Genomic DNA, 23,767 nt, shown 5'->3' with positions numbered 1-23,767 from the left:
TCATCGGCGTCACCAGATCATGAACGCGACACTCACCGATCTGACGCCGGCGCAGCGCATGGAACTCCTGAGGCTGGCGCGGGCGCGCAAGCTGGTGGGGGAGCGGTCGGAGCTTCCGCCGATCGTGCCGGCCGCCCGGGACGGTGGGCTGCCGCTGTCGTTCGCGCAGGAGCGGCTCTGGTTCATCGACCAGCTGGAGCCGGGGAGCGCCACGTACACCCTCCCGGCCGCGCTGCGCCTGACGGGCGCGCTGGACGAGCGGGCGGTGGAGCGGAGCTTGAGAGAGATCGTGCGGCGGCACGAGGCGCTGCGGACGGTGTTCGCCGAGGCGGACGGCTCGCCGGTGCAGGTGATCGCGCCCTTCGCCGGGTTCTCCCTGCCGGTGGAGGACCTGTCGGGGCTGGGTGAGGCCGATCGCGAGACGGCGGTCGGGCGGCGCGCCGGCGAAGAGGCGGCACGCCCGTTCGACCTCGCCACGGGCCCGCTCTTCCGTGCGGCGCTGCTGCGGCTGGGCGCGGAGGACCACGTGCTGCTGCTTTCCATGCACCACATCGTCAGCGACGGGTGGAGCATGGGGGTGCTTTCGCGCGAGTTCTCGGTGCTGTACGAAGCGTACCGCGACGGGCGGGAGTCGCCGCTGCCGGAGCTGGCGGTGCAGTACGCGGACTACGCCGTGTGGCAGCGCGAGCAGCTGGCGAGCGAGGTGCTGGACCGGCAGCTGGCGTACTGGCGGGAGCGGCTGGCGGGTGCGCCCGAGCTGCTGGAGCTGCCTGGGGACCATCCGCGCCCGGCGGTGCAGTCGCACCGGGGGGCGACGGTGCCGGTGGAGCTTTCCGCGGAGCTGCTGGAGCGGCTGCAGGCGCTGGGACGCAAGGAGGGTGCAACGCTGTACATGGTTGCGCTGGCCGCCTTCCAGGTGCTGCTGTCGAAGTACAGCGGGAGCGAGGACGTCGTCGTGGGCAGCCCGATCGCCGGGCGCGAGCGCGACGAGGTGAAGGGGCTGATCGGCTTCTTCGTCAACACGCTGGTGCTGCGCACCAACCTCTCGGGCGATCCGAGCTTTCGTGCGGTGCTGGGGCGGGTGCGCGAGGTGACGCTGGGCGCGTACGAGCACCAGGAGGTGCCCTTCGAAAAGCTGGTGGCGGAGCTGAGCCCGGAGCGGTCGTTGAGCCACTCGCCGCTGTTCCAGGTGGCGTTCACGCTCGACAACGCGCAGGGCACGGGCGGCAGGTTCGCGGGGCTGGGCGTGCGGGAAGTGGAGACGGAGTTCGAGGTCGCCAAGTTCGACCTGTCGCTGAGCCTGGCGGAAACCGCCCAGGGGCTGCGCGGCGGCCTCAGCTACGCCACGGACCTGTTCGAGCGCGGGACGATCGAGCGGATGCTGGGCCACCTGGCGCGGGTGCTGGAGCAGGTGGCCGCCGACGCGGACGTGCGCCTCTCCCTCCTGGCGCTCACCGGGCCGGAGGAGCGCGCCCGGGTCGTCGGGGAGTGGAACCGCACGGAGCGGCCGTACCCGCGCGGCGTGTGCATCCACGAGCTCTTCGACGCGCAGGTGCGGGAGCGGCCCGGTGCCGTGGCGCTGGTCTGGGGCGAGGAGTCGCTGACCTACCGGGAGCTGGATGCGCGGGCCAACCAGCTCGCCAATCACCTCGCCGGCCTGAGCGTGGGCCCCGACGCTCGCGTGGGCGTGCTGCTGGAGCGGAGCGCGGAGCTCGTCGTCTCGATGCTGGCGGTGCTGAAGGCGGGCGGCGCGTACGTGCCGCTGGACCCCGGCTATCCGCCTGAGCGGCTGCGCCTGATGCTCGCCGACAGCAGCGTTCGCGTGCTGCTCACCCGCGGCGACCTGGCGGGGGTGGTGGAGGGCGGGGGTCTGGACGTCGTCCACCTGGACCAGGTCGCGGACGCGCTCGCGTCGGAATCGCCCGAAGCGCCGGTCAGCGGCGCCACGGCGGAGAACCTGGCGTACATCGTCTACACCAGCGGCAGCACGGGCAAGCCCAAGGGCGTGATGGTGGCGCACCGCCATGTCGTCCAGCTCGTCGTCGACACCGACTACGTGCGGTTCCATCCCGGAGATCGCGTGGCGCAGGCGTCGAACGCAAGCTTCGACGCGCTGACCTTCGAGGCGTGGGGCGCGTTCCTCAATGGCGCCACGCTCGTCGGGATTCCCCGCGACGTGCTCCTTTCGCCTCCCGCGCTTCGCGAGATGCTGCGCGAGGAGCGGATCACCACGCTGTACCAGACGACGGCGCTGCTGAACCAGCTCTCGCGCGAGCAGCCGGACGTGTTCGCGCCGCTTCGCGAGGTGCTCTTCGGCGGGCAGGCGGTGGACCCCGGCAGCGTGCGCCGGCTGCTGAAGGCGGGTGGCCCCGAGCGCCTGCTGCACATGTACGGCCCGACAGAGACGACCGCCTGGTGCTCGTGGGAGCAGGTGGAGCAGGTGGCGGAAGACGCGCTCACCGTCTCCGTGGGCCGCCCCACCGGCAACCAGCGGATCTATCTGCTCGATTCCGCCCTCAACCCGCTGCCGGTGGGTGTGCCCGGCGAAGCGTACGTGGGCGGTGACGGGGTGGTACGCGGCTACCTCGATCGTCCGGGGCTCACGGCGGAGCGCTTCCTTCCCGACCCGTTCGCGGCGGAGCCCGGTGCGCGGATGTACCGCACGGGCGACCGGCTGCGCTGGATAGCGGACGGCCGGCTGGAGTTCATCGGCCGGGTGGACGCGCAGGTGAAGGTGCGCGGCTTCCGCATCGAGCCGGGCGAGATCGAGGCGACGCTGACCGCCCACGCCGACGTGCAGGAGGCGCGGGTGATCGTGCGCGAGGACGTGCCAGGCGAGCAGCGGCTCGTGGCGTACGTCGTCGGCGGGGCGGACGCGGAGGCGCTGCGGGCACACCTGCGGCTGTCGCTGCCGGACTACATGGTCCCTGGCGCGTTCGTGTCCGTGGAGCGGCTGCCGCTGACTCCCGCGGGCAAGCTCGACGTCAGGGCGCTCCCCGCGCCGGAGTACGCCTCGGCGGAGGATCGCTACGTGGCGCCGCGGAACCCCGTGGAGGAGGTGCTGGCGGGGATATGGGCCGAGGTGCTGCGCCTGGAGCGGGCGGGGGTGACGGAAAGCTTCTTCGACCTGGGCGGGCACTCGCTGCTGGCCACGCGGGTGGTTTCGCGGGTGCGCGAGCTGTTCGGGGTGGAACTGCCGCTGCGGGCGTTCTTCGAGGGACCGACGGTGGCGGAGTTGGCCGGGCGCGTGGAGGAACTGCGGCGCGAGGGCGGGAGCGCCGCCCTCCCGCCGCTCGTTCCCGTGGGCCGGGACGCGCCGCTGCCGCTCTCCTTTGCGCAGGAGCGGCTCTGGTTCCTGCAGCAGATGGAGCCGGAGGGCGCGGGCTACAACATGCCCTGGTCGCGCCGGCTGCGGGGGAGCCTCGACGCGGGCGCGCTGGAGCGCGCGCTGGGCGAGCTGGTGAGCCGCCACGAGGCGCTGCGCACCACCTTCCAGCCGGTGGAGCAGGGTGCCGTGCAGGTCATCCACCCGGCCGCGCCCGCGGAGCTGCCGGTGCTGGACCTCACCGAACTCGCGCCGGAAGTGCGCGAGCAGGAGGCGCGCCGCCTGGCGCGCGAGGACGCGGAGTGCCCGTTCGACCTGGAGCGCGGTCCGCTGCTCCGCGCGACGCTCGTGCGCCTCTCGGGCGAGGAGCACGTGCTCCTGCTCACCATGCACCACATCGTCAGCGACGGGTGGAGCATGGGCGTGCTCTTCCGCGAGCTGTTCACCCTCTACGAATCGTTCTCGCCGGCCTCCGGTGCGGCACCGACGGCATCGACGGCGCCGCCGCTGCCGCCGCTCGCGGTGCAGTACGCCGACTTCGCCGTGTGGCAGCGCGGCTGGCTGCAGGGCGACGTGCTCCAGCGGCAGCTCGACTGGTGGCGGGAGCGGCTGGGCGGCGCGCCCCCCGCACTGGAGCTGCCGACCGACCGCCCGCGCCCCGCCGTGGCGAGCTCGCGCGGCGCCGCGCTCATGCTCCGCCTTCCCGCGGACGTCACGCGCGGCCTTCGCGCTCTCGCCCGGCGCGAGGGGGCGACGCTCTACATGGTGACGCACGCCGCGCTGGACCTGCTGCTCTCGCGCTGGTCGGGGCAGGAGGACCTGGTGGTGGGGTCGCCGATCGCGGGACGCACGCAGGTGGGGACGGAGGGGCTGATCGGCTTCTTCATCAACACGCTCGCGCTGCGCATCGACCTGTCCGGCGACCCGTCGTTCCAGGAGCTCGTGCGCCGCGTGCGCGAAACGGCGCTGGGGGCGTACGCCCACCAGGAGCTGCCGTTCGAGCGGCTGGTGGAGGAGGTGGCCCCGGAGCGGGGCCTGTCGCACACGCCGCTCTTCCAGGTGATGTTCGCGCTCCAGAACGCGGACACCGGCGGGGGGGCGGCCGTTTCCGAAGTCCGGCTGGAGCCGTTCGGGGGCGAGGTGCAGACGGTGCACTTCGACCTGGAGCTGGACCTCAGGGAGGTGGGCGAGGAGATGTTCGGGAGCCTGCGCTTCCGGACGGACCTGTTCGACGCCGCCACCATGGGGCGCTTCGCGGAGCAGTACGGCGCCGTGCTGGCCGCGGCGGCCGCCGCGCCGGAAGAGCGCCTGTCGCGCCTGTCCATCCTTCCGGAGCCGGAGGCGCGGACGCTCCTCGAATACGGGAGCGGTCCGGCGCGCGAGGACGCCTGCGTCCCGGTGCACCACCTGTTCGGGGCGCAGGCCGCCCGCACGCCCGAGGCCCCGGCCCTGCTGTTCGCGGGGGAGTCGCTCACCTACGCCGAGCTGGACGCGCGCGCCGAGCGCCTCGCGCGGCGGCTGCGCGCCCGGGCCCTGCCGGGCGCCACCATCGCCGTCTGCCTGGAGCGTGGTCCGCAGGCTGTCGTCGCACTGCTGGCGGTCTGGAAGATGGGCGGCGTCTACCTGCCGATGGACCCGGGCCACCCGGTGGAGCGCCTTGCCTTCTTCCTGCACGACTCCGGGGCCAAGCTCGTCGTTTCCGACCTTCCGCTGGCCGGGGCGCTCGTGGCGCGCGAGGCGGACGTCCAGCTGCTCGACTCCACCGCGCAGGATGTCCCCGATGGAGAGCTGGAGCTCCACGGTGACGGCGGCCCCGGCGGCCTCGCATACCTGATCTACACGTCGGGCTCCACCGGCACCCCCAAGGCGGTGATGGTGGAGCACGCGCATCTCGCCCACACCCTGGGTGCCAGCCTGGAAACGCTCGGCTTCGCCCCGGGTGACGTGGTGGCGGCGCTCGCCTCGACCGCGTTCGACATCTCGCTGCTGGAGCTGCTCACCCCGCTCCTGGCCGGGGGCGGGGTGCGGATCGTTCCGCCCGAGGTGGCGCGGGATCCTGAGACGCTGGTGGAGGCCGCGGCGGACGTGAGCGTGCTGCACGCCGTTCCCGCGCTGATGCGGCAGGTGGTGGAGGTGGTGCGGGGCGGGCGGATGCTTTCCTCGCTGCGGCTCCTGCTGGTGGGCGGCGACACGGTTGCGCCCGACCTGCTGGAGGACATGCGCGAGGTGTTCCCCGCGGCCCGGACGCGTGTTCTCTACGGGCCCACCGAGGCGACGATCATCTGCGCGACGTATGCCGTGCCCGCGGAGGGCGCGGTCGCCGGGCACCCGCTCGGGCGGCCGCTGCCCGGCGTGCGCCTGGCCGTCCGCGGCCCGCGCGGCGAGATGTCGCCCGTCGGGGTGCCGGGCGAGGTGTGGATCTCGGGCGGCGGCGTCGCGCGGGGCTACCTGGGCCGGCCGGAGCTGAACGCCGAGAAGTTCGTCGGCATTGGCGCGGAGCGGGCCTACCGCACGGGCGACCGCGCCCGCTGGCGCGCGGACGGCGTCCTGGAGTTCCTGGGCCGCGCCGACGAGCAGGTGAAGGTGCGCGGCTTCCGCATCGAGCCCGGCGAGATCGAGGCCGTGCTGCGCGGCGAGCCCGGCGTGCGCGAGGCCGTGGTGCTGGCTCGGGAGGACGCGCCCGGTGACAGGCGCCTGGTGGCCTACGTGGTCCCGGGCTCGGACGGCGCCGAGGCCGCCGGCGGCAGGGCGCAGGTGTCGGAGTGGGAAACGCTCTTCGACGACACCTACGCGCAGGACGAGGAGGACGAAGATCCCACCCTGCAGCTGAAGGGGTGGAACAGCAGCTACACGGGCGAGCCGATCCCGCGCGAGGAGATGCGCGCCTGGGTCGAGGACACGGCGGATCGCATCCTGGCCCTCCGTCCGGAGCGGGTGCTGGAGGTCGGCTGCGGGACGGGGCTGCTGCTGTTCCGGGTGGCGCCGCACACGCGTGCCTACCACGGCACCGACTTCTCGGGGGTGGCGCTGGAGCACGTGCGCCGGCACGCCGCGGGACTTCCGCAGGTGTCGCTCTCCGAGGCTGAGGCCGACCGGCTGGACGGCTTCGTGGGGGCGGAGTTCGACCTGGTGGTCGTCAACTCGGTCGCGCAGTACTTCCCGGACCTGGACTACCTGCTGCGCGTGCTGGAGGGCGCCGCCGCGGCGCTGCGGCTGGGCGGGCGGATCTTCGTGGGCGATGTGCGCAGCCTGCCGCTGGCCGGGGCGTTCCACGCCTCAGTGGAGCTCGCCCGCTCACCCGACGGCCTCCCTGCCGCGCAGCTGCAGGCGCGGGTGCGGCGCGGGATCGCGGAAGAGCAGGAACTGCTGGTCGACCAGGCGCTGTTCGAGGCCGTGCGGGCGCGGATGCCGCGGCTCGGGCGCGTGGAAGTGCAGGTGAAGCGGGGCGAGTACGACAACGAGGTCTCACGCTTCCGCTACGACGTCGTTCTCCACCTGGACGTGCCCGCCGCCGCTTCGGCGCCCGTCGTCCACGAGTGGAGCGGCGAGGACGTGAGCGGCCTGCGAGCGCTGGCGGAGGAAAGCGCGTCGGCGCTGCTCGTCCGCGGCGTGCCCGACGCGCGGGTCCGCGAGCACGTCTGCGCGTACGAGCTGGTATCCCGCGGCCGTGACGAGACCGACGCTGCGGCGGTGCGCGCGCTGGCGGCCCGGGACGCGGGCGGCATCGCCCCCGAGGCGCTGTTCGCCCTGGCCGGCGAGCTGGGGCGGGAGATCGAGGTGCGCCCCGGCGCGTCCGGCACGCTGGACGTGCTCGTCCACCCCGCCGGCGACGTCGCGCACGTTCCCGCCGCGCTGGATGCGGAGCGGCCGTGGGAAAGCTATGCGAACGATCCGCAGTGGGGCCGCCGCATGCGCGCGCTCGTCCCCGCGCTCCGCGAGGCCGCGCGCGCCCGGCTGCCGGAGTACATGGTGCCGAGCGCCTTCGTGGTGCTGGAGGCGTTCCCCGTCACCCCCAACGGCAAGGTAGACCGGGCGGCGCTGCCCGCGCCCGACACGCTCGGCTCGGGCGCCGGGACGTACGTGGCGCCGCGCACGCCGGCCGAGGAGCGGATGGCGGCGATCTGGGCCGAGGTGCTGGGGGTGGAGCGCGTTGGCGGCGAAGACAACTTCTTCGACCTGGGCGGCCACTCGCTGCTCGCCACGCAGCTGGTGTCGCGGGTGCGGGAAACGTTCGGGACCGAGCTGCCGCTGCGGGCGGTCTTCGAGGCGCCCACGCTGGCCGAGCTGGCGGGCCGCGTAGAGGCGCTCCGGGCGGAGACGCTGGGCGACGCGAGCGTCCCGCCGGTGGTGCCGGTGCCGCGCGACGGCTCGCCGCTGCCGCTGTCCTTTGCGCAGGAGCGGCTCTGGTTCATCGACCGGCTGGAGCCGGGGAGCACCGCCTACAACCTTCCCGGTGCATGGCGCCTGGGCGGAGCCCTGGACCACGCGGCGCTGGAGCGGACGCTCGGCGAGATCGTCCGGCGCCACGAGGCGCTGCGGACCGTTTTCGCGGAAGTGGACGGCTCGCCGGTGCAGGTGATCGCGCCGTTCGCCGGGTTCGAGCTGCCGGTGGAAGACCTGTCGGGCCTGAGCGAGGCGGATCGCGCGGCGGCGGCCAGGCGCCGCACCGGTGAAGAGGCGCTGCGGCCGTTCGACCTCGCCGCGGGCCCCCTCTTCCGCGCGGCGCTGCTGCGTCTGGGCGCCGATGACCACCTGCTGCTGATCTCGATGCACCACATCGTCAGCGACGGGTGGAGCATGGGGGTGCTCTTCGGTGAGCTGAGCGCGCTGTACGAGGCGTTCGCGCGCGGCGACGCGTCGCCGCTGCCCGAGCTGCCGGTGCAGTACGCCGACTACGCGGTGTGGCAGCGCGAGCGGGCGGGTGAGGTGCTGGACCGGCAGCTGGCCTACTGGCGCGAGCGGATGGCGGGTGCGCCCGAGCTGCTGGAGCTGCCTTCGGACCATCCCCGCGCGGCGGTGCAGACGTTCCGGGGCGCGACGGTGCCGGTGGAGCTTTCCGCGGAGCTGCTGGAGCGGTTGCAGGCGCTGGGGCGGAGCGAAGGGGCCACGCTGTACATGACGCTGCTCTCCGCCTTCCAGGTGCTGCTGGGCAGGTACGCCGGCAGCGACGACGTGGTGGTGGGGAGCCCAATCGCGGGGCGCACGCGCGGCGAGGTGGAGGGGCTGATCGGCTTCTTCGTCAACACGCTGGTGCTGCGCACCGACCTATCGGGGGATCCGGGGTTCCGCGACGTGCTGCGGCAGGTGCGGGAAGCGACGCTGGGCGCATACGCTCACCAGGAGGTGCCCTTCGAGCGCCTCGTGGCCGAGCTGCAGCCGGAGCGGTCCTTAAGCCACTCGCCCCTGTTCCAGGTGATGTTCACGCTGCAGGACGTCGGCAGCGGGGGAGCGGCGCTTCCGGGGCTGGAGGTGAGCGGAGGCGGAGCGGCCATGGAGGTCGCCAAGTTCGACCTCTCCCTGACGCTCGCGGCGACCCCGCAGGGGCTGCGCGGCGGACTGAACTACAGCACCGACCTCTTCGAGCGCGGCACGGTCGAGCGGCTGCTCGGCCACCTGGAGCGCGTATTGGAGCAGGTGGCCGCGGACGCGGACGTGCGCCTCTCGCGCCTGGAGCTGCTCTCGGCGGACGAGCGCGGCCTGGTGGTGGATGCCTGGAACCGGACCGAGGCGGATTATTCCGCGGACGGGTGCATCCACGAGCAGTTCGAGGCGCAGGCGGCGCGCACCCCGGACGCCGTGGCCGTGCGCTTCCGCGAGGAATCGCTCACCTACGGCAAGCTGAACGAGCGCGCCAACCGGCTGGCGCACCATCTCGCCGGCCTCGGTGTCGGGGCAGAGACGCGGGTCGCGATCTGCCTGGAGCCGGGCCCGGAGATGGTCGTCTCCGTCTTGGCCGTGCTCAAGGCCGGCGGCGCGTACGTCCCGCTGGACCCCGCCTATCCCGCGGAGCGGCTGGCATTCATGCTGGCCGACGCCGCCGTGCCCGTGCTGGTGACGCAGGAATCGCTGCGTGCGGCGCTCTCCCTGAGCGACGGCGTCGCGGTGGTGAGCGTGGACCGGGACTCGGTCGCAGCAAAGTCCGCCGAGAACCCGGAACGTAGCGTTTCCCCTGGGCACCTGGCGTACGTGATCTACACCTCCGGCTCCACCGGGACGCCCAAGGGGGTGCTGGTGCAGCATGGCTCGCTGGCCAACCTCCTGGCGACCACGCGCGAGGCGTTCGGGGTGGACGAGGGCGACCTGATGCCGGCGATGGCCTCGTACGCCTTCGACATCTGGCTCTTCGAGGCGCTGCTGCCGCTGACCTCCGGCGCGGCGGTACGCCTGGTGGAGCGCGAGCGGGTGATGGACGTGCCCGCGCTCGTGCAGGAGATCGCCGACGCCACGCTCGTGCACGCGGTCCCCGCGCTGATGCGGCAGCTGGTCCAGGCGGAGCGCGAGACGCCCCGGCTCGCTCGGCTGCGGCGCGCCTTCGTAGGCGGCGACCGCGTCGCGGCCGACCTGCTGGCGGAGATGCGCGAGGCGCTTCCGGGGGCGGAGTCGCACGTCCTCTACGGGCCCACGGAGGGGACCATCCTGGCCTCCACGCACCCGGTGGACGGGGTCGTGTTCGGCCACCCGATCGGCCGTCCCCTGGGGAACGTGCGCCTGTACGTCTGCAATGTGCAAAGTGGCGCGCAGCCGGTGGGCGTCCCGGGCGAGCTCCTGATTGGCGGGGCGGGGGTGGCACGCGGGTACCTGGGCCGTCCCGGCCTGACGGCGGAGCGCTTCATCCCCGATCCCTTCTCCGCCGATCCGGGCGCACGCCTCTATCGCACGGGCGACCGGGCGCGCTGGCGGGCGGACGGGACGCTGGAGTTCCTGGGTCGCGTTGACACGCAGGTGAAGGTGCGCGGCTTCCGCATCGAGCCGGGGGAGATCGAGGCGGTGCTGCGGGCCCACGAAGACGTCACCGACTGCGTGGTCGTGGCGCGCGAGGACGCGGGCGACCAGCGGCTGGTGGCGTACGTGACCGGTGGCGTGGAGGCGGAGGAACTGCGCGAGCACCTGCGGCGGAGCCTGCCCGAGTACATGGTGCCGGCGGCGTTCGTGGTGCTCGACGCGCTTCCGCTGACGCCTAACGGCAAGCTGGACCGCAAGGCGCTGCCTGCGCCGGACTACGCGGCCCAGGCGGACCAGTACCTGGCGCCGCGGACGCCCGCGGAGGAGGTGCTGGCGGGGATCTGGGCCGAGGTGCTGCGCCTGGAGCAGGTGGGGGTGACGGAGAGCTTCTTCGAGCTGGGCGGGCACTCGCTGCTGGCCACGCGGGTGGTGTCGGCGGTGCGCGAGGCGTTCGGGGTGGAGCTGCCGCTGCGGGCGCTCTTCGAGGGACCCACCGTAGCGGAGCTGGCCGGGCGCGTGGAGGAGATGCGCCGCGCCGAGCTGCCCGTGCTGCCGGCGGTGGTGCCGGTGCCGCGCACGGGACCGCTGCCGCTCTCCTTTGCGCAGGAGCGGCTCTGGTTCATCGACCGGCTGGAGCCGGGAAGCGCCCTCTACAACATGCCCATGGCACGGCGCCTGGAGGGTGCGCTGGACGTGCCCGCACTGGAGCGGACGCTGTCCGAGATCGTCCGGCGCCACGAGGCGCTGCGCACGGTCTTCCGCGAGGTGGACGGCTCGCCGGTGCAGGTGATCGCGCCGTTCGCCGGCTTCGCGGTGCCGATGGAAGACCTGTCGGCGCTCGGCGCGGCGGATCGCGAGGCGGCGCTCAGGCGCCGCGCCGTCGAAGAGGCGCAGCAGCCGTTCGACCTGTCGGCGGGGCCGCTGTTCCGCGCGGTGCTGCTGCGGCTGGGCGCCGAGGACCACGTGCTCCTGCTCTCCATGCACCACATCGTCAGCGACGGGTGGAGCATGGGGGTGCTGTACCGCGAGCTGTCGGCGCTGTACGCGGCGTACCGCGACGGGCGCGAATCGCCGCTGCCGGAGCTGCCCGTGCAGTACGCCGACTACGCGGTGTGGCAGCGCGAGCAGCTGGAAGGCGAGGCCCTGGACCGGCAGCTGGCGTACTGGAAGGAGCGCCTGGCGGGCGCGCCGGAGCTGCTGGAAGTGCCCACGGACCATCCCCGCCCGGCGGTGCAGACGTACCGGGGCACGACGGTCCCCGTGGAATTCTCGCTGGAGCTGCTGGAGCGGTTGCAGGCGCTGGGGCGGAGCGAGGGCGCAACGCTGTACATGACGCTGCTGGCCGCCTTCCAGGTGCTGCTGGGCAAGTACGCCGGCAGCGACGACGTGGTGGTGGGGACCGCCATCGCCGGCCGCACGCGCGGCGAGGTGGAGGAGCTGATCGGCTTCTTCGTCAACACGCTGGTGCTGCGTACCGACCTCGGTGGAGATCCCGGCTTCCGCACGGTGCTGCGGCGGGTGCGGGAAGCGACGCTGGGCGCGTACGCGCACCAGGAGGTGCCCTTCGAGAAGCTGGTGGCCGAGCTGCAGCCGGAGCGCTCCCTGAGCCACTCGCCCCTCTTCCAGGTGATGTTCGCGCTGCAGAACGCCGAGAGCGGCGGAGGCGCGCTGCCGGAGGTGGAGGTCAGCGGGTTCGGAGCGGCCACGGAGAACGCCCAGTTCGATCTGTCCCTGGAGCTCGCGGCGACCCCGCAGGGGCTGCGCGGCGGACTGAACTACAGCACCGACCTCTTCGAGCGCGGCACGATGGTGCGGATGCTCGGGCACCTGCAGCGGGTGCTGGCGCAGGTGGCGGCGGACGCGGACGTGCGGCTTTCGGGGCTGGAGCTGCTCGGCCCGGCGGAGCGCGAGCAGGTGCTGGAGGCGTGGAACGACACGGCCGCCGCGTATCCGGCGGACCGGTGCATCCACGAGCTGTTCGAGGCGCAGGTGGCGCGCTCGCCGGACGCGGTGGCCGTGCGCTTCGGGGACGAGTCGCTCACCTACCGCGAGCTGGACGCGCGCGCCAACCGTCTGGCGCACTACCTCGCCGGCCTGGGCGCCGGCCCCGAGGTGCGGGTGGGAATCTGCCTGGAGCGCAGCCTGGAAACGGTGGTCGCCACGCTGGCGGTGCTGAAGTCCGGCGCGTGCTGCGTCCCGGTGGACACCACCTATCCGCCCGAGCGGATGGCGCTGATGCTGGCCGACTCCGCCGTCCGCGTCCTGCTGAGCGAAGGTGAGCTCGCCGCCCCGTTGGCCGGGTCGGGTCTCCACGTCGTTCTCCTTGACCAGGTGGCGGAGGTGCTCGCCGCCGAGCCGGATCATCCCCTCTCGGCGAACGCGTCGGCGGGGAACCTCGCCTACGTCTTCTACACCAGCGGGAGCACGGGGCGCCCCAAGGGCGTGATGATGGCCCACCGCGAGGTGGTGCAGTACGCCGCCGGCCTCCCCGGGACGATGCCCATCGGCCCCAGCGACCGCGTGGCGCAGGCCTCGAACGCCAGCTTCGACGCGGCCGTGTTCGAGATCTGGGGCGCGCTGCTGAACGGCGCCACGCTGGTCGGCATCGAGCGCGACGTGCTCCTTTCCGCGCCGCTGCTGGGCGATGCGCTGCGCGAGCGGGGCATTACGCACCTCTACCAGACCGCCGCGCTCTTCAACCAGCACGTGCGCGAGCAGGTGGACGTCTACGCGAGCCTGCGGCAGCTGGTCTTCGGCGCCGAGGCGGTGGGGACGGAGGGCGTGCGGACGATGCTGCGCGAGGGGAAGCCTGCTCGCGTGCTGCACGAGTACGGCCCGACGGAAGCGACGGTGTGGTGCACGCTGGAGATCGTGGACGAGGTGGAGGAGAACGCCGCCACCGTATCCATCGGCCGGCCGATTCCCAACGCGCGGGCCTACGTCGTGGAACCGGCGGGCGAGCCGCTGCCCGTGGGCGTTCCCGGCGAGCTGTGCATCGGCGGGCACGGCGTGGTGCGCGGCTACCTGGGCCGGCCGGGGCAGACGGCCGAGCGCTTCATCCCCGATCCCTTCGCTTCGGAACCCGGCGCGCGCATGTACCGCACGGGCGACCGGGCGCGGTGGCGGGCCGAGGGGAAGCTGGAGTTCATGGGCCGCCTGGACGACCAGGTGAAGATCCGCGGCTTCCGCATCGAGCCGGGCGAGGTGGAGGCGGCGATCGTCGCATATCCGGGAGTGCGCGAAGCCCGGGTGACCATGCGCGAGGACCAGCCGGGTGACAAGCGGCTGGTGGCGTACCTGGTGGGCGATGCGGAAGCGGCAGCCCTGCGCGAGCACCTGCTCCGGGCACTCCCGGAGTACATGGTCCCGTCCGCGTTCGTCCCGATGGACCGGCTGCCGCTCACACCCAACGGCAAGCTGGACCGCAAGGCGCTGCCGGTGCCGGAGGGCGATGCCTATGCCCGCGGGAGCTACGAGGCGCCGGTGGGCGAGGTCGAGGCGGCGCTGGCGGAGATCTGGGGAGAGGTGCTCGGCCTCGAAAAGGTCGGTCGCTGGGACCACTTCTTCGAGCTGGGCGGGCACTCGCTCCTGGCCGTCAAGCTGATCGAGCGGATGCGGCGCGCGGGGCTGTACATGGAAGTGCGGGCCCTGTTCACCACGCCGGTGCTGGCCGAGCTGGCCCTGGCCGTGGGCGGCGCGTCTTCGGACGTGGAGGTCCCCGCGAACGGCATCCCCGAGGGGTCCGCCTCCATCACGCCGGAGATGCTGCCGCTGGTGGAGCTGAGCCAAGCGGAGATCGACGGGATCGTGGCGATGGTGCCGGGCGGAGCCGCGAACGTGCAGGACATCTATCCGCTGGCGCCGCTGCAGGAGGGGATCCTCTTCCACCACCTGATGTCGGAGGACGGCGACCCGTACCTGCTTTCGAACGCGGCCGAGTTCGACACCCGCGCGCGCCTGGATCACTACCTGGGGGCACTGCAGGCGGTGATCGACCGACACGACGTCCTGCGCACGGCCGTGGCCTGGGAGGGGCTGGCCGAGCCGGTGCAGGTGGTCTGGCGCCGCGCGCCGATGGCGGTGGAAGAGGTGCAGCTGGCGGTGGATGCGGGGGATGCGGCCGCGGAGCTGTGGCGGCGCTTCGACCCCCGGCACTACCAGATGGACCTGGGGCAGGCGCCGCTGCTGCGGTCGATCATCGCCGAAGACCGCGCGAGCGGCCGGTGGCTGCTGCTGATTCTGCGCCACCACCTGACGAGCGACCACGAGTCGCTGGAGGTGCTGCAGGAGGAGGTCTCGGCGCACCTGCGGGGCCGCGAGTCGGAGCTGCCGGCGGCGCTGCCCTTCCGCAACTACGTGGCGCAGGCGCGCCTGGGGGTGAGCCGCGAGGAGCACGAGCGGTTCTTCGGCGCGATGCTGGGCGACGTGGAGGAGCCGACGGCGCCGTACGGGCTTCTCGACGTCTGGGGCGAGGGACGCGGGATCGGCGAGGCGCGGCTTCCGCTCGCGGGCGACCTGGGCGCGCGGCTGCGCAGCCGCGCGCGGGCGCTGGGGGTCAGCGCGGCGAGCCTGTGCCACCTGGCGTGGGCGCAGGTGCTGGCGCGGCTGACCGGCCGGCGGGACGTGGTCTTCGGCACGGTGTTCTTCGGCCGCATGCAGGGCGGCGAGGGCGCGGACCGGGTGATGGGCCCGTTCATCAACACGCTGCCGGTGCGGATCGGGGTGGCGGAGGAAGGAGCCGAGGCGGCGGTGCGGCGCACGCATGCGCTGCTGGCCGACCTGCTGCGGCACGAGCACGCCTCACTGGCGCTGGCGCAGCGCAGCAGCGGCGTGGCGGCGCCCGCGCCGCTGTTCACCTCGCTGCTCAACTATCGCCACGGCACCGCGCCGAAGCGTTCGCCGCAGGCGGCGCAGGCAAGCGAGAACGTGCGCGGCCTTCGCACACAGGAGCGGACGAACTACCCCGTCATGCTCTCGGTGGACGACATGGGCGAGGAGTTCTCGCTGGGCGCGCAGGTGGCGGCCCCCGCCGACGCGGAGCGGGTGTGCCACCTGATGCACACGGCGCTGGAGCGGCTGGTCGAGGCACTGGAGCTTGCTCCCGGGCGAGCGGTCGGGAGCCTGGATGTGCTGCCGGAGGCGGAGCGCGAGCAGGTGCTGCAGGCTTGGAATCGGACCGAAGCGGAGTATCCGGCCGACCGGTGCATCCACGCGCTGTTCGAAGCGCAGGCGGCGCGGGCGCCGGGGTCGGTCGCCGCCGTCTACGAAGGAGAGGCGCTGAGCTACGCGGAGCTGAACGCCCGCGCCAACCAGCTCGCCCACTCCCTGCGGCGGCGCGGCGTGGGCCCCGAGGTGCGGGTGGGGATCTGCCTGGAGCGCGGGCTGGAGATGGTCGTCTCCATCCTTGCCGTGCTCAAGGCGGGCGGCGCCTACGTGCCCCTGGACCCCGGCTATCCCGCCGAGCGGCTGTCGTTCATCCTGTCGGACTCCGCCACCCCGCTGCTGCTCACGCGCGAAACGCTGCGCGGCGTGCTCCCGGCGCTGGAGGGCGTGCAGGTGGTGAGCCTGGACGGCGCGGCGGAGGAGATCGCGGCGGAGAGCCCGGAGAACCCGGAGAGCGGCGCGGGGCCGGATTCGCTGGCGTACGTGATCTACACCTCCGGCTCCACCGGCACGCCCAAGGGAGCGCTGATCGAGCACCGCAACGTCGCCCGCCTGTTCAGCGCCACGGATGCGTGGTTCGGCTTTGGCCCGGACGACGTGTGGACGCTGTTCCACTCGTACGCGTTCGACTTCTCGGTCTGGGAGCTGTGGGGCGCGCTGCTGCACGGCGGGCGCGTCGTCGTCGTTCCCTTCGACGTGAGCCGCGACCCGGAGGCGTTCCACGCGCTGGTGCAGCGCGAGGGCGTGACCGTGCTCAACCAGACGCCCTCGGCCTTCCGCCAGTTCATCCGCGCGGACGGCGAGCGGGGCGGCGATCTGGCGCTGCGGGTGGTGGTCTTCGGCGGCGAGGCGCTGGAGCCCGCGTCGCTGCGCGAATGGGTGGAGCGCCGCGGTATCGACACGCCGCGTCTGGTGAACATGTACGGGATCACCGAGACCACCGTGCACGTGACCTACCGGCCGCTGGGCCGCGAGGACGTGTTCGGCGGATCGGGGAGCCCCATCGGCGTGCGCATTCCGGACCTGCAGCTGTACGTGTGCGATCCCGCGCTGCGGCCGCAGCCCGTGGGCGTGCCGGGCGAGCTGTACGTGGGCGGCGGCGGCGTGGCGCGCGGCTACCTGAACCGACCCGAGCTGACGGCGCAGCGCTTCGTCGAGAATCCGTTCGGCGCCGGAAAGCTGTATCGCACGGGCGACCGGGTGCGGTGGCAGGCGGACGGGACGCTGGAGTACCTGGGCCGCCTGGACGAGCAGGTGAAGATCCGGGGCTTCCGCATCGAGCTGGGCGAGATCGAGGCGCGGCTGGCCGAGTACCCGGAGGTGCGTGAGGCCGTCGTCCTGGCGCGCGAGGATGTGCCGGGCGATCACCGGCTGGTGGCGTACGTCGTCGGGGGGGTGGACGCGGACGCGCTGCGCGAGCACCTGCGGCTGTCGCTGCCGGAGTACATGGTGCCGTCCGCCTTCGTGGCGCTGGACGCGCTGCCGCTGACCGCGAACGGCAAGCTCGACCGCAAGGCGCTGCCGGCTCCGGAGGGCGATGCGTACGGGCGGCGGAGCTACGAGGCACCGCTGGGAGAGGTAGAGGCGGCGCTGGCCGGGATCTGGGCAGAGGTGCTGGGGGTGGAGAAGGTGGGGCGGTGGGACCACTTCTTCGAACTGGGCGGGCACTCGCTGCTGGCGGTCAAGCTGATCGGGCAGATGCGGCGTGCCGGGCTGTACATGGAAGTGCGGGCCCTGTTCACCACCCCGGTGCTGGCGGAGCTGGCCCTGGCCGTGGGCCGGGCGTCGACGGAGCTGCAGGTTCCCGCGAACGGGATCCCGCAGGGGTCCGCGTCCATCACGCCCGAGATGCTGCCGCTGGTCGATCTCACGCAGCAGGAGATCGACGGGATCGTGGCGGGGGTGCCGGGCGGCGCCTCGAACGTGCAGGACATCTACCCGCTCGCCCCGCTGCAGGAGGGCATCCTCTTCCACTACCTGCTGTCGCAGGAGGGAGACCCGTACCTGCTGTCGAGCATCACCGAGTTCGACACCCGCGCGCGCCTGGACCAGTACCTGGCGGCGCTGCAGGCGGTGATCCACCGGCACGACATCCTGCGCACCGCCGTGGCCTGGGAGGGGCTGGGCGAGCCGGTGCAGGTGGTCTTGCGGCACGCCCCGCTGCCGGTGGACGAGGTGCAGCTGGACGCGGATGGGGATGCGGCCGGGCAGCTGTGGCGGCGCTACGACCCGCGGCACTACCGGATGGACCTGGGACGCGCGCCGCTGATGCGGGCGTGCATCGCAGAGGACGACGGGCGCGGCCGATGGCTGCTGCTTATGCTCGCCCACCACGTAACTGGCGACCATGCGTCGCTCGAGGTGCAGCAGGAAGAGGTCACCGCCCACCTGGTGGGCCGCGAATCCGAGCTGCCGGCGCCGCTGCCGTTCCGCAACTACGTGGCGCAGGCGCGCCTGGGGGTGAGCCGCGACGAGCACGAGCGGTTCTTCACGGGCATGCTGGCGGACGTGGAGGAGCCGACGGCGCCGTACGGGCTGCTGGACGTGTGGGGGAGCGGACTGGGGATCGGGGAAGCGTGGCTTCCGGTGGCGGACGACCTGAGCGCGCGGCTGCGCCGCCGGGCGCGGGCGCTGGGGGTCAGCGCGGCCAGCCTGTGCCACCTGGCGTGGGCGCAGGTGCTGGCGCGGCTGACGGGCCGGCAGGACGTGGTCTTCGGGACGCTGCTCTTCGGCCGCATGCAGGGCGGGGAGGGCGCGGAGCGGGTGATGGGTCCCTTCATCAACACGCTGCCGGTGCGGATCGGGGTGGGCGAGGAGGGCGCCGAGGCGGCGGTGCGGAGGACGCACGCGCTGATGGCGGACCTGCTGCGCCACGAGCACGCCTCGCTGGCGCTTGCACAGCGCAGCAGCGGTGTGGCGGCCCCGGCGCCGCTGTTCACCTCGCTGCTCAACTATCGCCACGGCGGCGCGCCGAAGCGTTCGCAGGACGCGGGGCCGGCGGCGCAGGGCATACGGGGCGTTCATGGACAGGAGCGGACGAACTACCCGGTGGTGCTGTCGGTGGACGACTGGGGAGAGGCGTTCTCGCTGAACGCGCAGGTGGCGGCCCCCGCAGAGGCCAAGCGGGTGTGCCACCTGATGCACGCCGCGCTGGAGCAGCTGGTCGACGCGCTGGAGGCCACTCCCGGGCGGGCGATCGGGAGCCTCGACGTGCTGCCGGAGGCGGAGCGCCGGCAGGTGGTGGACGAGTGGAACCGCACGGACGCGGAGTATCCCGCGGGTGCCTCCATCCACGGGCTGTTCGAGGCGCAGGCGGAGCGCACGCCGGACGCGGTGGCGGTGCGCTTCGAGGACGAGCATCTCACCTACACGGAGCTGAACGCGCGCGCCAACCGTCTCGCGCACCACCTCCGCGCGATGGGCGTGGGCCCCGAGGTGCGCGTGGGCGTGCTGATGGAGCGGAGCCTGGAGATGGTGGTCTCGCTCATGGCCGTGCTGAAGGCCGGGGGCGGGTACGTGCCGCTGGACCCGGGGCTTCCCGCCGAGCGGCTGGCGTACATGCTGGACGACAGCGCCGTGCCGCTGGTGCTGGTGCAGGATGCCATTCGCGAGGCCGTTCCCGCGCGTGACGGCGTCAGGGTGCTGGCGGTGGACGCCCTGGCGGAGCGGCTGGCGGCGAACCCGGCGGAGAACCCGGCGGCCGGCGCGGGACCGGATTCGCTGGCGTACGTCATCTACACCTCCGGCTCCACCGGCCGTCCCAAAGGCGTGATGAACCAGCACCGGGGCGTGGTGAACCGCCTGGTGTGGATGCAGGCGCACTTCGGGATCGGCGCGGACGACGTGGTGCTGCAGAAGACGCCGTTCTCGTTCGACGTGTCGGTGTGGGAGTTCTTCTGGCCGCTGCAGCAGGGCGCCTGCCTGGTGATGGCGCGGCCCGACGGCCACCGCGACCCGCTGTACCTGCAGGAGGTGATCGAGCGGCGCGGGGTGACCACGCTTCACTTCGTTCCCTCCATGCTGCAGCCGTTCGTCGAGACGGTGGAGGCCGGCCGCTGCGCGTCGCTGCGCAACGTGGTCTGCAGCGGCGAGGCGCTGCCGCCGGCGCTGGTGGAGCGCTTCTACGACCGGTTCGCCGGCCCCGTGGTGCTCACCAACCTGTACGGCCCCACCGAGGCGGCCGTGGACGTGAGCTGCTGGACCTGCCCGCGCGACGGAGCGGCCGGCGTGGTGCCCATCGGCCGGCCGGTGTGGAACACGCGGCTGTACGTGCTGGACGCCGCGCTGCGGCCGGTGCCGGTGGGGACCGACGGCGAGCTGTACATCGGCGGTGTGCAGGTGGCGCGCGGCTACCTGGATCGTCCGGGGCTCACCGCGGAGCGCTTCGTCCCCGATCCGTTCTCGGCGGAGGGCGGCGCACGGCTGTACCGCACGGGCGACCGGGCGCGGTGGCGGACGGACGGCGCCATCGAGTACCTGGGGCGGCTGGACTTCCAGGTGAAGATCCGCGGCTTCCGCATCGAGTTGGGCGAGATCGAGGGCGCGCTGCGGCGGAGCGAGCTAGTCGCCGACTGCGTGGTCGTGGCCCGCGAAGACGCCGCCGGGGAGAAGCGTCTGGTGGCGTACGTCGTGGGCGATGCGGAGGCGGGGGTCCTGCGCGAGCACCTCCTCCGGGAACTCCCGGAGTACATGGTGCCCGCGGCGTTCGTGGCGCTCGACGCGCTGCCGCTGACCCCGAACGGCAAGCTGGACCGCAAGGCGCTGCCGGCGCCCGAGGGCGATGCGTACGCCCGCGGGAGCTACGAGGCACCGCTGGGCGAGGTGGAGGCGGCGCTGGCGGAGATCTGGGCAGAGGTGCTGGGCGTGGACCGGGTGGGGCGCTGGGACCACTTCTTCGAGCTGGGCGGGCACTCGCTCCTGGCGGTAAAGCTGGTCGAGCGGATGCGGCGGGTGGGGCTGTACATGGAAGTGCGGGCCCTGTTCACGACGCCGGTGCTGGCCGAGCTGGCGCTGGCCGTGGGCCGGGCGTCCTCGGACGTAAAGGTCCCCGCGAACGCGATCCCCGAGGGCTCCGCGTCCATCACGCCGGAGATGCTGCCGCTGGTGGAGCTGAGCCAGTCGGAAATCGACGCGATCGTGGCGAAGGTGCCGGGCGGAGCCGCGAACGTGCAGGATATCTACCCGCTGGCGCCGCTGCAGGAAGGCATCCTCTTCCACCACCTGATGTCGGAGGAAGGCGACCCGTACCTGCTGTCGAGCGTGACCGAGTTCGACACCCGCGCGCGCCTGGATCAGCACCTGGCGGCACTGCAGGCGGTGATCGGCCGCCACGACGTTCTCCGCACGGCGATCGCCTGGGAGGGGCTGCGCGAGCCGGTGCAGGTGGTGTTGCGGCACGCGCCGCTGCCGGTGGACGAGGTGCAGCTGGACGCGGACGGGGATGCGGCCGGGCAGCTGTGGCGGCGCTACGACCCCCGGCACTACCGGATGGACGTGGCGCGCGCGCCGCTGCTGCGGGCGTGCGTCGCCGAGGACCGCGCGTGTGGGCGGTGGCTGCTGCTGATGCTCATGCACCACCTGGCGGGCGACCACGAGTCGCTGGAGGTGCAGCGCGAAGAGATCACGGCGCACCTGCTGGGCCGCGAGTCGGAGCTGCCTGCGCCGCTGCCCTTCCGCAACTACGTGGCGCAGGCGCGCCTGGGGGTGAGCCGCGAGGAGCACGAGCGCTTCTTCCGCGGGATGCTGGCCGACGTGGAGGAGCCGACGGCGCCGTACGGGATGCTGGACGTGTGGGGCGAGGGACACGGGATCGGGGAGGCGTGGCTTCCCGTGGCGGGCGAGATCTCTGCACGGCTACGCCGGCGGGCGCGGGCGCTGGGGGTGAGCGCGGCGAGCCTGTGCCACCTGGCGTGGGCGCAGGTGCTGGCGCGGGTCTCGGGGCGGAGCGACGTGGTGTTCGGCACGCTCCTCTTCGGCCGCATGCAGGGCGGCGAGGGCGCGGACCGGGTGATGGGCCCGTTCATCAACACGCTGCCGGTGCGGATCGGGGTGGGCGAGGAAGGCGCCGAGGCGGCGGTGCGCCGCACGCATGCGCTGCTGGCGGACCTGCTGCGGCACGAGCACGCCTCGCTGGCGCTGGCGCAGCGCAGCAGCGGCGTGGCGGCACCGGCGCCGCTGTTCACCTCGCTGCTGAACTATCGCTACGTGGGCGGGGGCGGGCGTTCCTCCGGGGCGGGGCAGGCCCGGGAAGAGGGCGTTCGGGCCATTGGCGGACAGGAGCGGACGAACTACCCCGTGGCGCTGGCGGTGGATGATTGGGGGGAGGATTTCTCGCTGGCGGCGCAGGTGGCGGCCCCGGCAGAGGCGGAGCGGGTGTGCCGGCTGATGCACACGGCGCTGGAGCGGCTGGTCGAAGCGTTGGAGGCTACTCCCGGGCGGGCGATCGGGAGCATCGGCGTGCTGCCGGAGGCGGAGCGCACGCTCGTGCTGGAGGAGTGGAACCGCACGGCGGCTGAGGTTCCGGCGGACCGGTGCATCCACGAGCTGTTCGAGGCGCAGGCGGCGCGCACGCCGGGGGCGGTGGCGGTGGTCTTCGAAGGTTCCGCGCTGACGTACGATGAGCTGAACCGGAGCGCGAACCGGCTGGCGCACCACCTCCGCGGGCTCGGCGTCGGCCCGGACGCGCGCGTGGCGATCTGCGTGGAGCGCGGCCCGGAGATGATCGCCGGCCTGCTGGCCATCCTCAAGGCGGGCGGTGGCTACGTGCCTCTGGACCCGGCGTACCCCGCCGGCCGGCTGCGCTCCATGCTGGAGGACAGCGCGCCGGCGGCGCTCGTCACCCGGTCGTCGCTGGCCGCTGCGTTCGCCGGGGTGGACCTCCCGGTGGTGGAGCTCGACGACCCCGCCCCGGCGTGGGCGGATGGACCGGAGACGAACCCCGCGTTCGCGGGGCTCACGCCCGGGCACCTGGCGTACGTCATCTACACCTCCGGCTCCACGGGGCGCCCCAAGGGCGTGATGGTGGAGCATCGCAGCCTGGTGAACCACACCGCGTGGCAGGCCGCGGCGTTCGGCATCGGCGCGGGCGACACGGTGCTGCAGCGCACCTCGATCTCCTTCGACGCGTCCGTGTGGGAGCTGTGGACGCCGCTGGCCACCGGCGCGCGGATGCTGCTCCTCTCCGCCGACGCGGCGAGGGACCCGGGCGCCATCGGGCGTGCCGTCGAAGAAGGCCGGGTCACCGTCGCGCAGTTCGTCCCCACCCTTCTCCAGGCGGTGCTCGGCGCGCTTCCGGGGGACCGCTCGCTCCCCTGCCGCGTTCTCTTCTGCGGGGGCGAGCCGCTTTCGGCGGCGCTGGTGCAGGCGGCGCGCGCGGCGGGCGCGGGCGAGGTGGTGAACCTGTACGGCCCCACCGAAGCGACCATCGATTCCACCTCGCACGTGTGCGGCGTGGACGGCCGTGCGCCCGCCATCGGCCGGCCGGTCGCCAACGCGCGGATCTACGTCCTGGACGCGCGCGGCGAGCCGGCGCCGGTGGGGGTCGCGGGCGAGCTGTACGTGGGCGGGGCCGGCGTGGCGCGCGGCTACCTGGGCCGCGCCGGTCTGACGGCGGAGCGCTTCGTCCCCGATCCGTTCTCCGGCGAAAGCGGCGCGCGGATGTACCGCACCGGCGACCTGGGCCGCTGGCGGGCCGACGGGACGCTGGAGTTCCTGGGACGCACCGACTTCCAGGTGAAGGTGCGCGGCTTCCGCATCGAGCCGGGCGAGGTCGAGGCGGCGATTCGCCAGCACGAGAGCGTCGCCGAGTGTGTGGTCGTGGCACGCGCGGACGCGGGCGAGACGCGGTTGGTGGCGTACGTCGTAGGCGAAGCGGAGGCCGAGGCGCTGCGCGCGCACCTGCGGCGGAGCCTGCCGGAGTACATGGTGCCGTCCGCCTTCGTCTCCCTGGAGGCGCTGCCGCTGACCCCGAACGGCAAGCTGGACCGCAGGGCGCTGCCCGCGCCGGAGCTCGCGTCGGCGGCCCAGACGTACGTAGCGCCGCGCACCCCGGTCGAGGAGGTGCTGGCGGAGATCTGGGCGGAGGTGCTGCGCCTGGAGCGCGTGGGCGTGCACGACAGCTTCTTCGACCTGGGCGGGCACTCGCTGCTGATCATGCGCCTGCTCGCCGTGGTCCAGACCACGTTCAATCAGGAAATCTCGATCCGTACCGTGTTCTCGATGCCCACGCTGGAAGCGATGGCGGGAGAGATCGAGCGCAGGATCTACGAAGACGTAGCCACCATGTCCGAATTCGAGGCCAAGCAGTTGGCCGAATCCAACCCCGTTGCAGGAGTCTGA

At 73.2% G+C, this 23,767-nt stretch carries 1 protein-coding gene; it reads left to right on the top strand.

Going from position 1 to position 23,767, the window contains the following annotated elements; genetic code table 11:
- Positions 1-58 precede the first annotated feature (58 nt).
- On the top strand, positions 59-23,767 hold the full coding sequence (locus VGB24_RS07360; protein WP_331072295.1) for a non-ribosomal peptide synthase/polyketide synthase: 23,709 nt from the start codon (positions 59-61) through the stop codon (positions 23,765-23,767).

Source organism: Longimicrobium sp. (assembly GCF_036399935.1).
In the GTDB taxonomy this organism is placed as follows: domain Bacteria; phylum Gemmatimonadota; class Gemmatimonadetes; order Longimicrobiales; family Longimicrobiaceae; genus Longimicrobium.
This window is presented reverse-complemented; position numbering and strand designations above follow the sequence as displayed.

Coding starts and splice junctions, on each gene's coding strand:
- VGB24_RS07360 (WP_331072295.1), top strand. CDS start 59: ATGGAACTCCTGAGGCTGGCGCGGGCGCGCAAGCTGGTGGGGGAGCGG.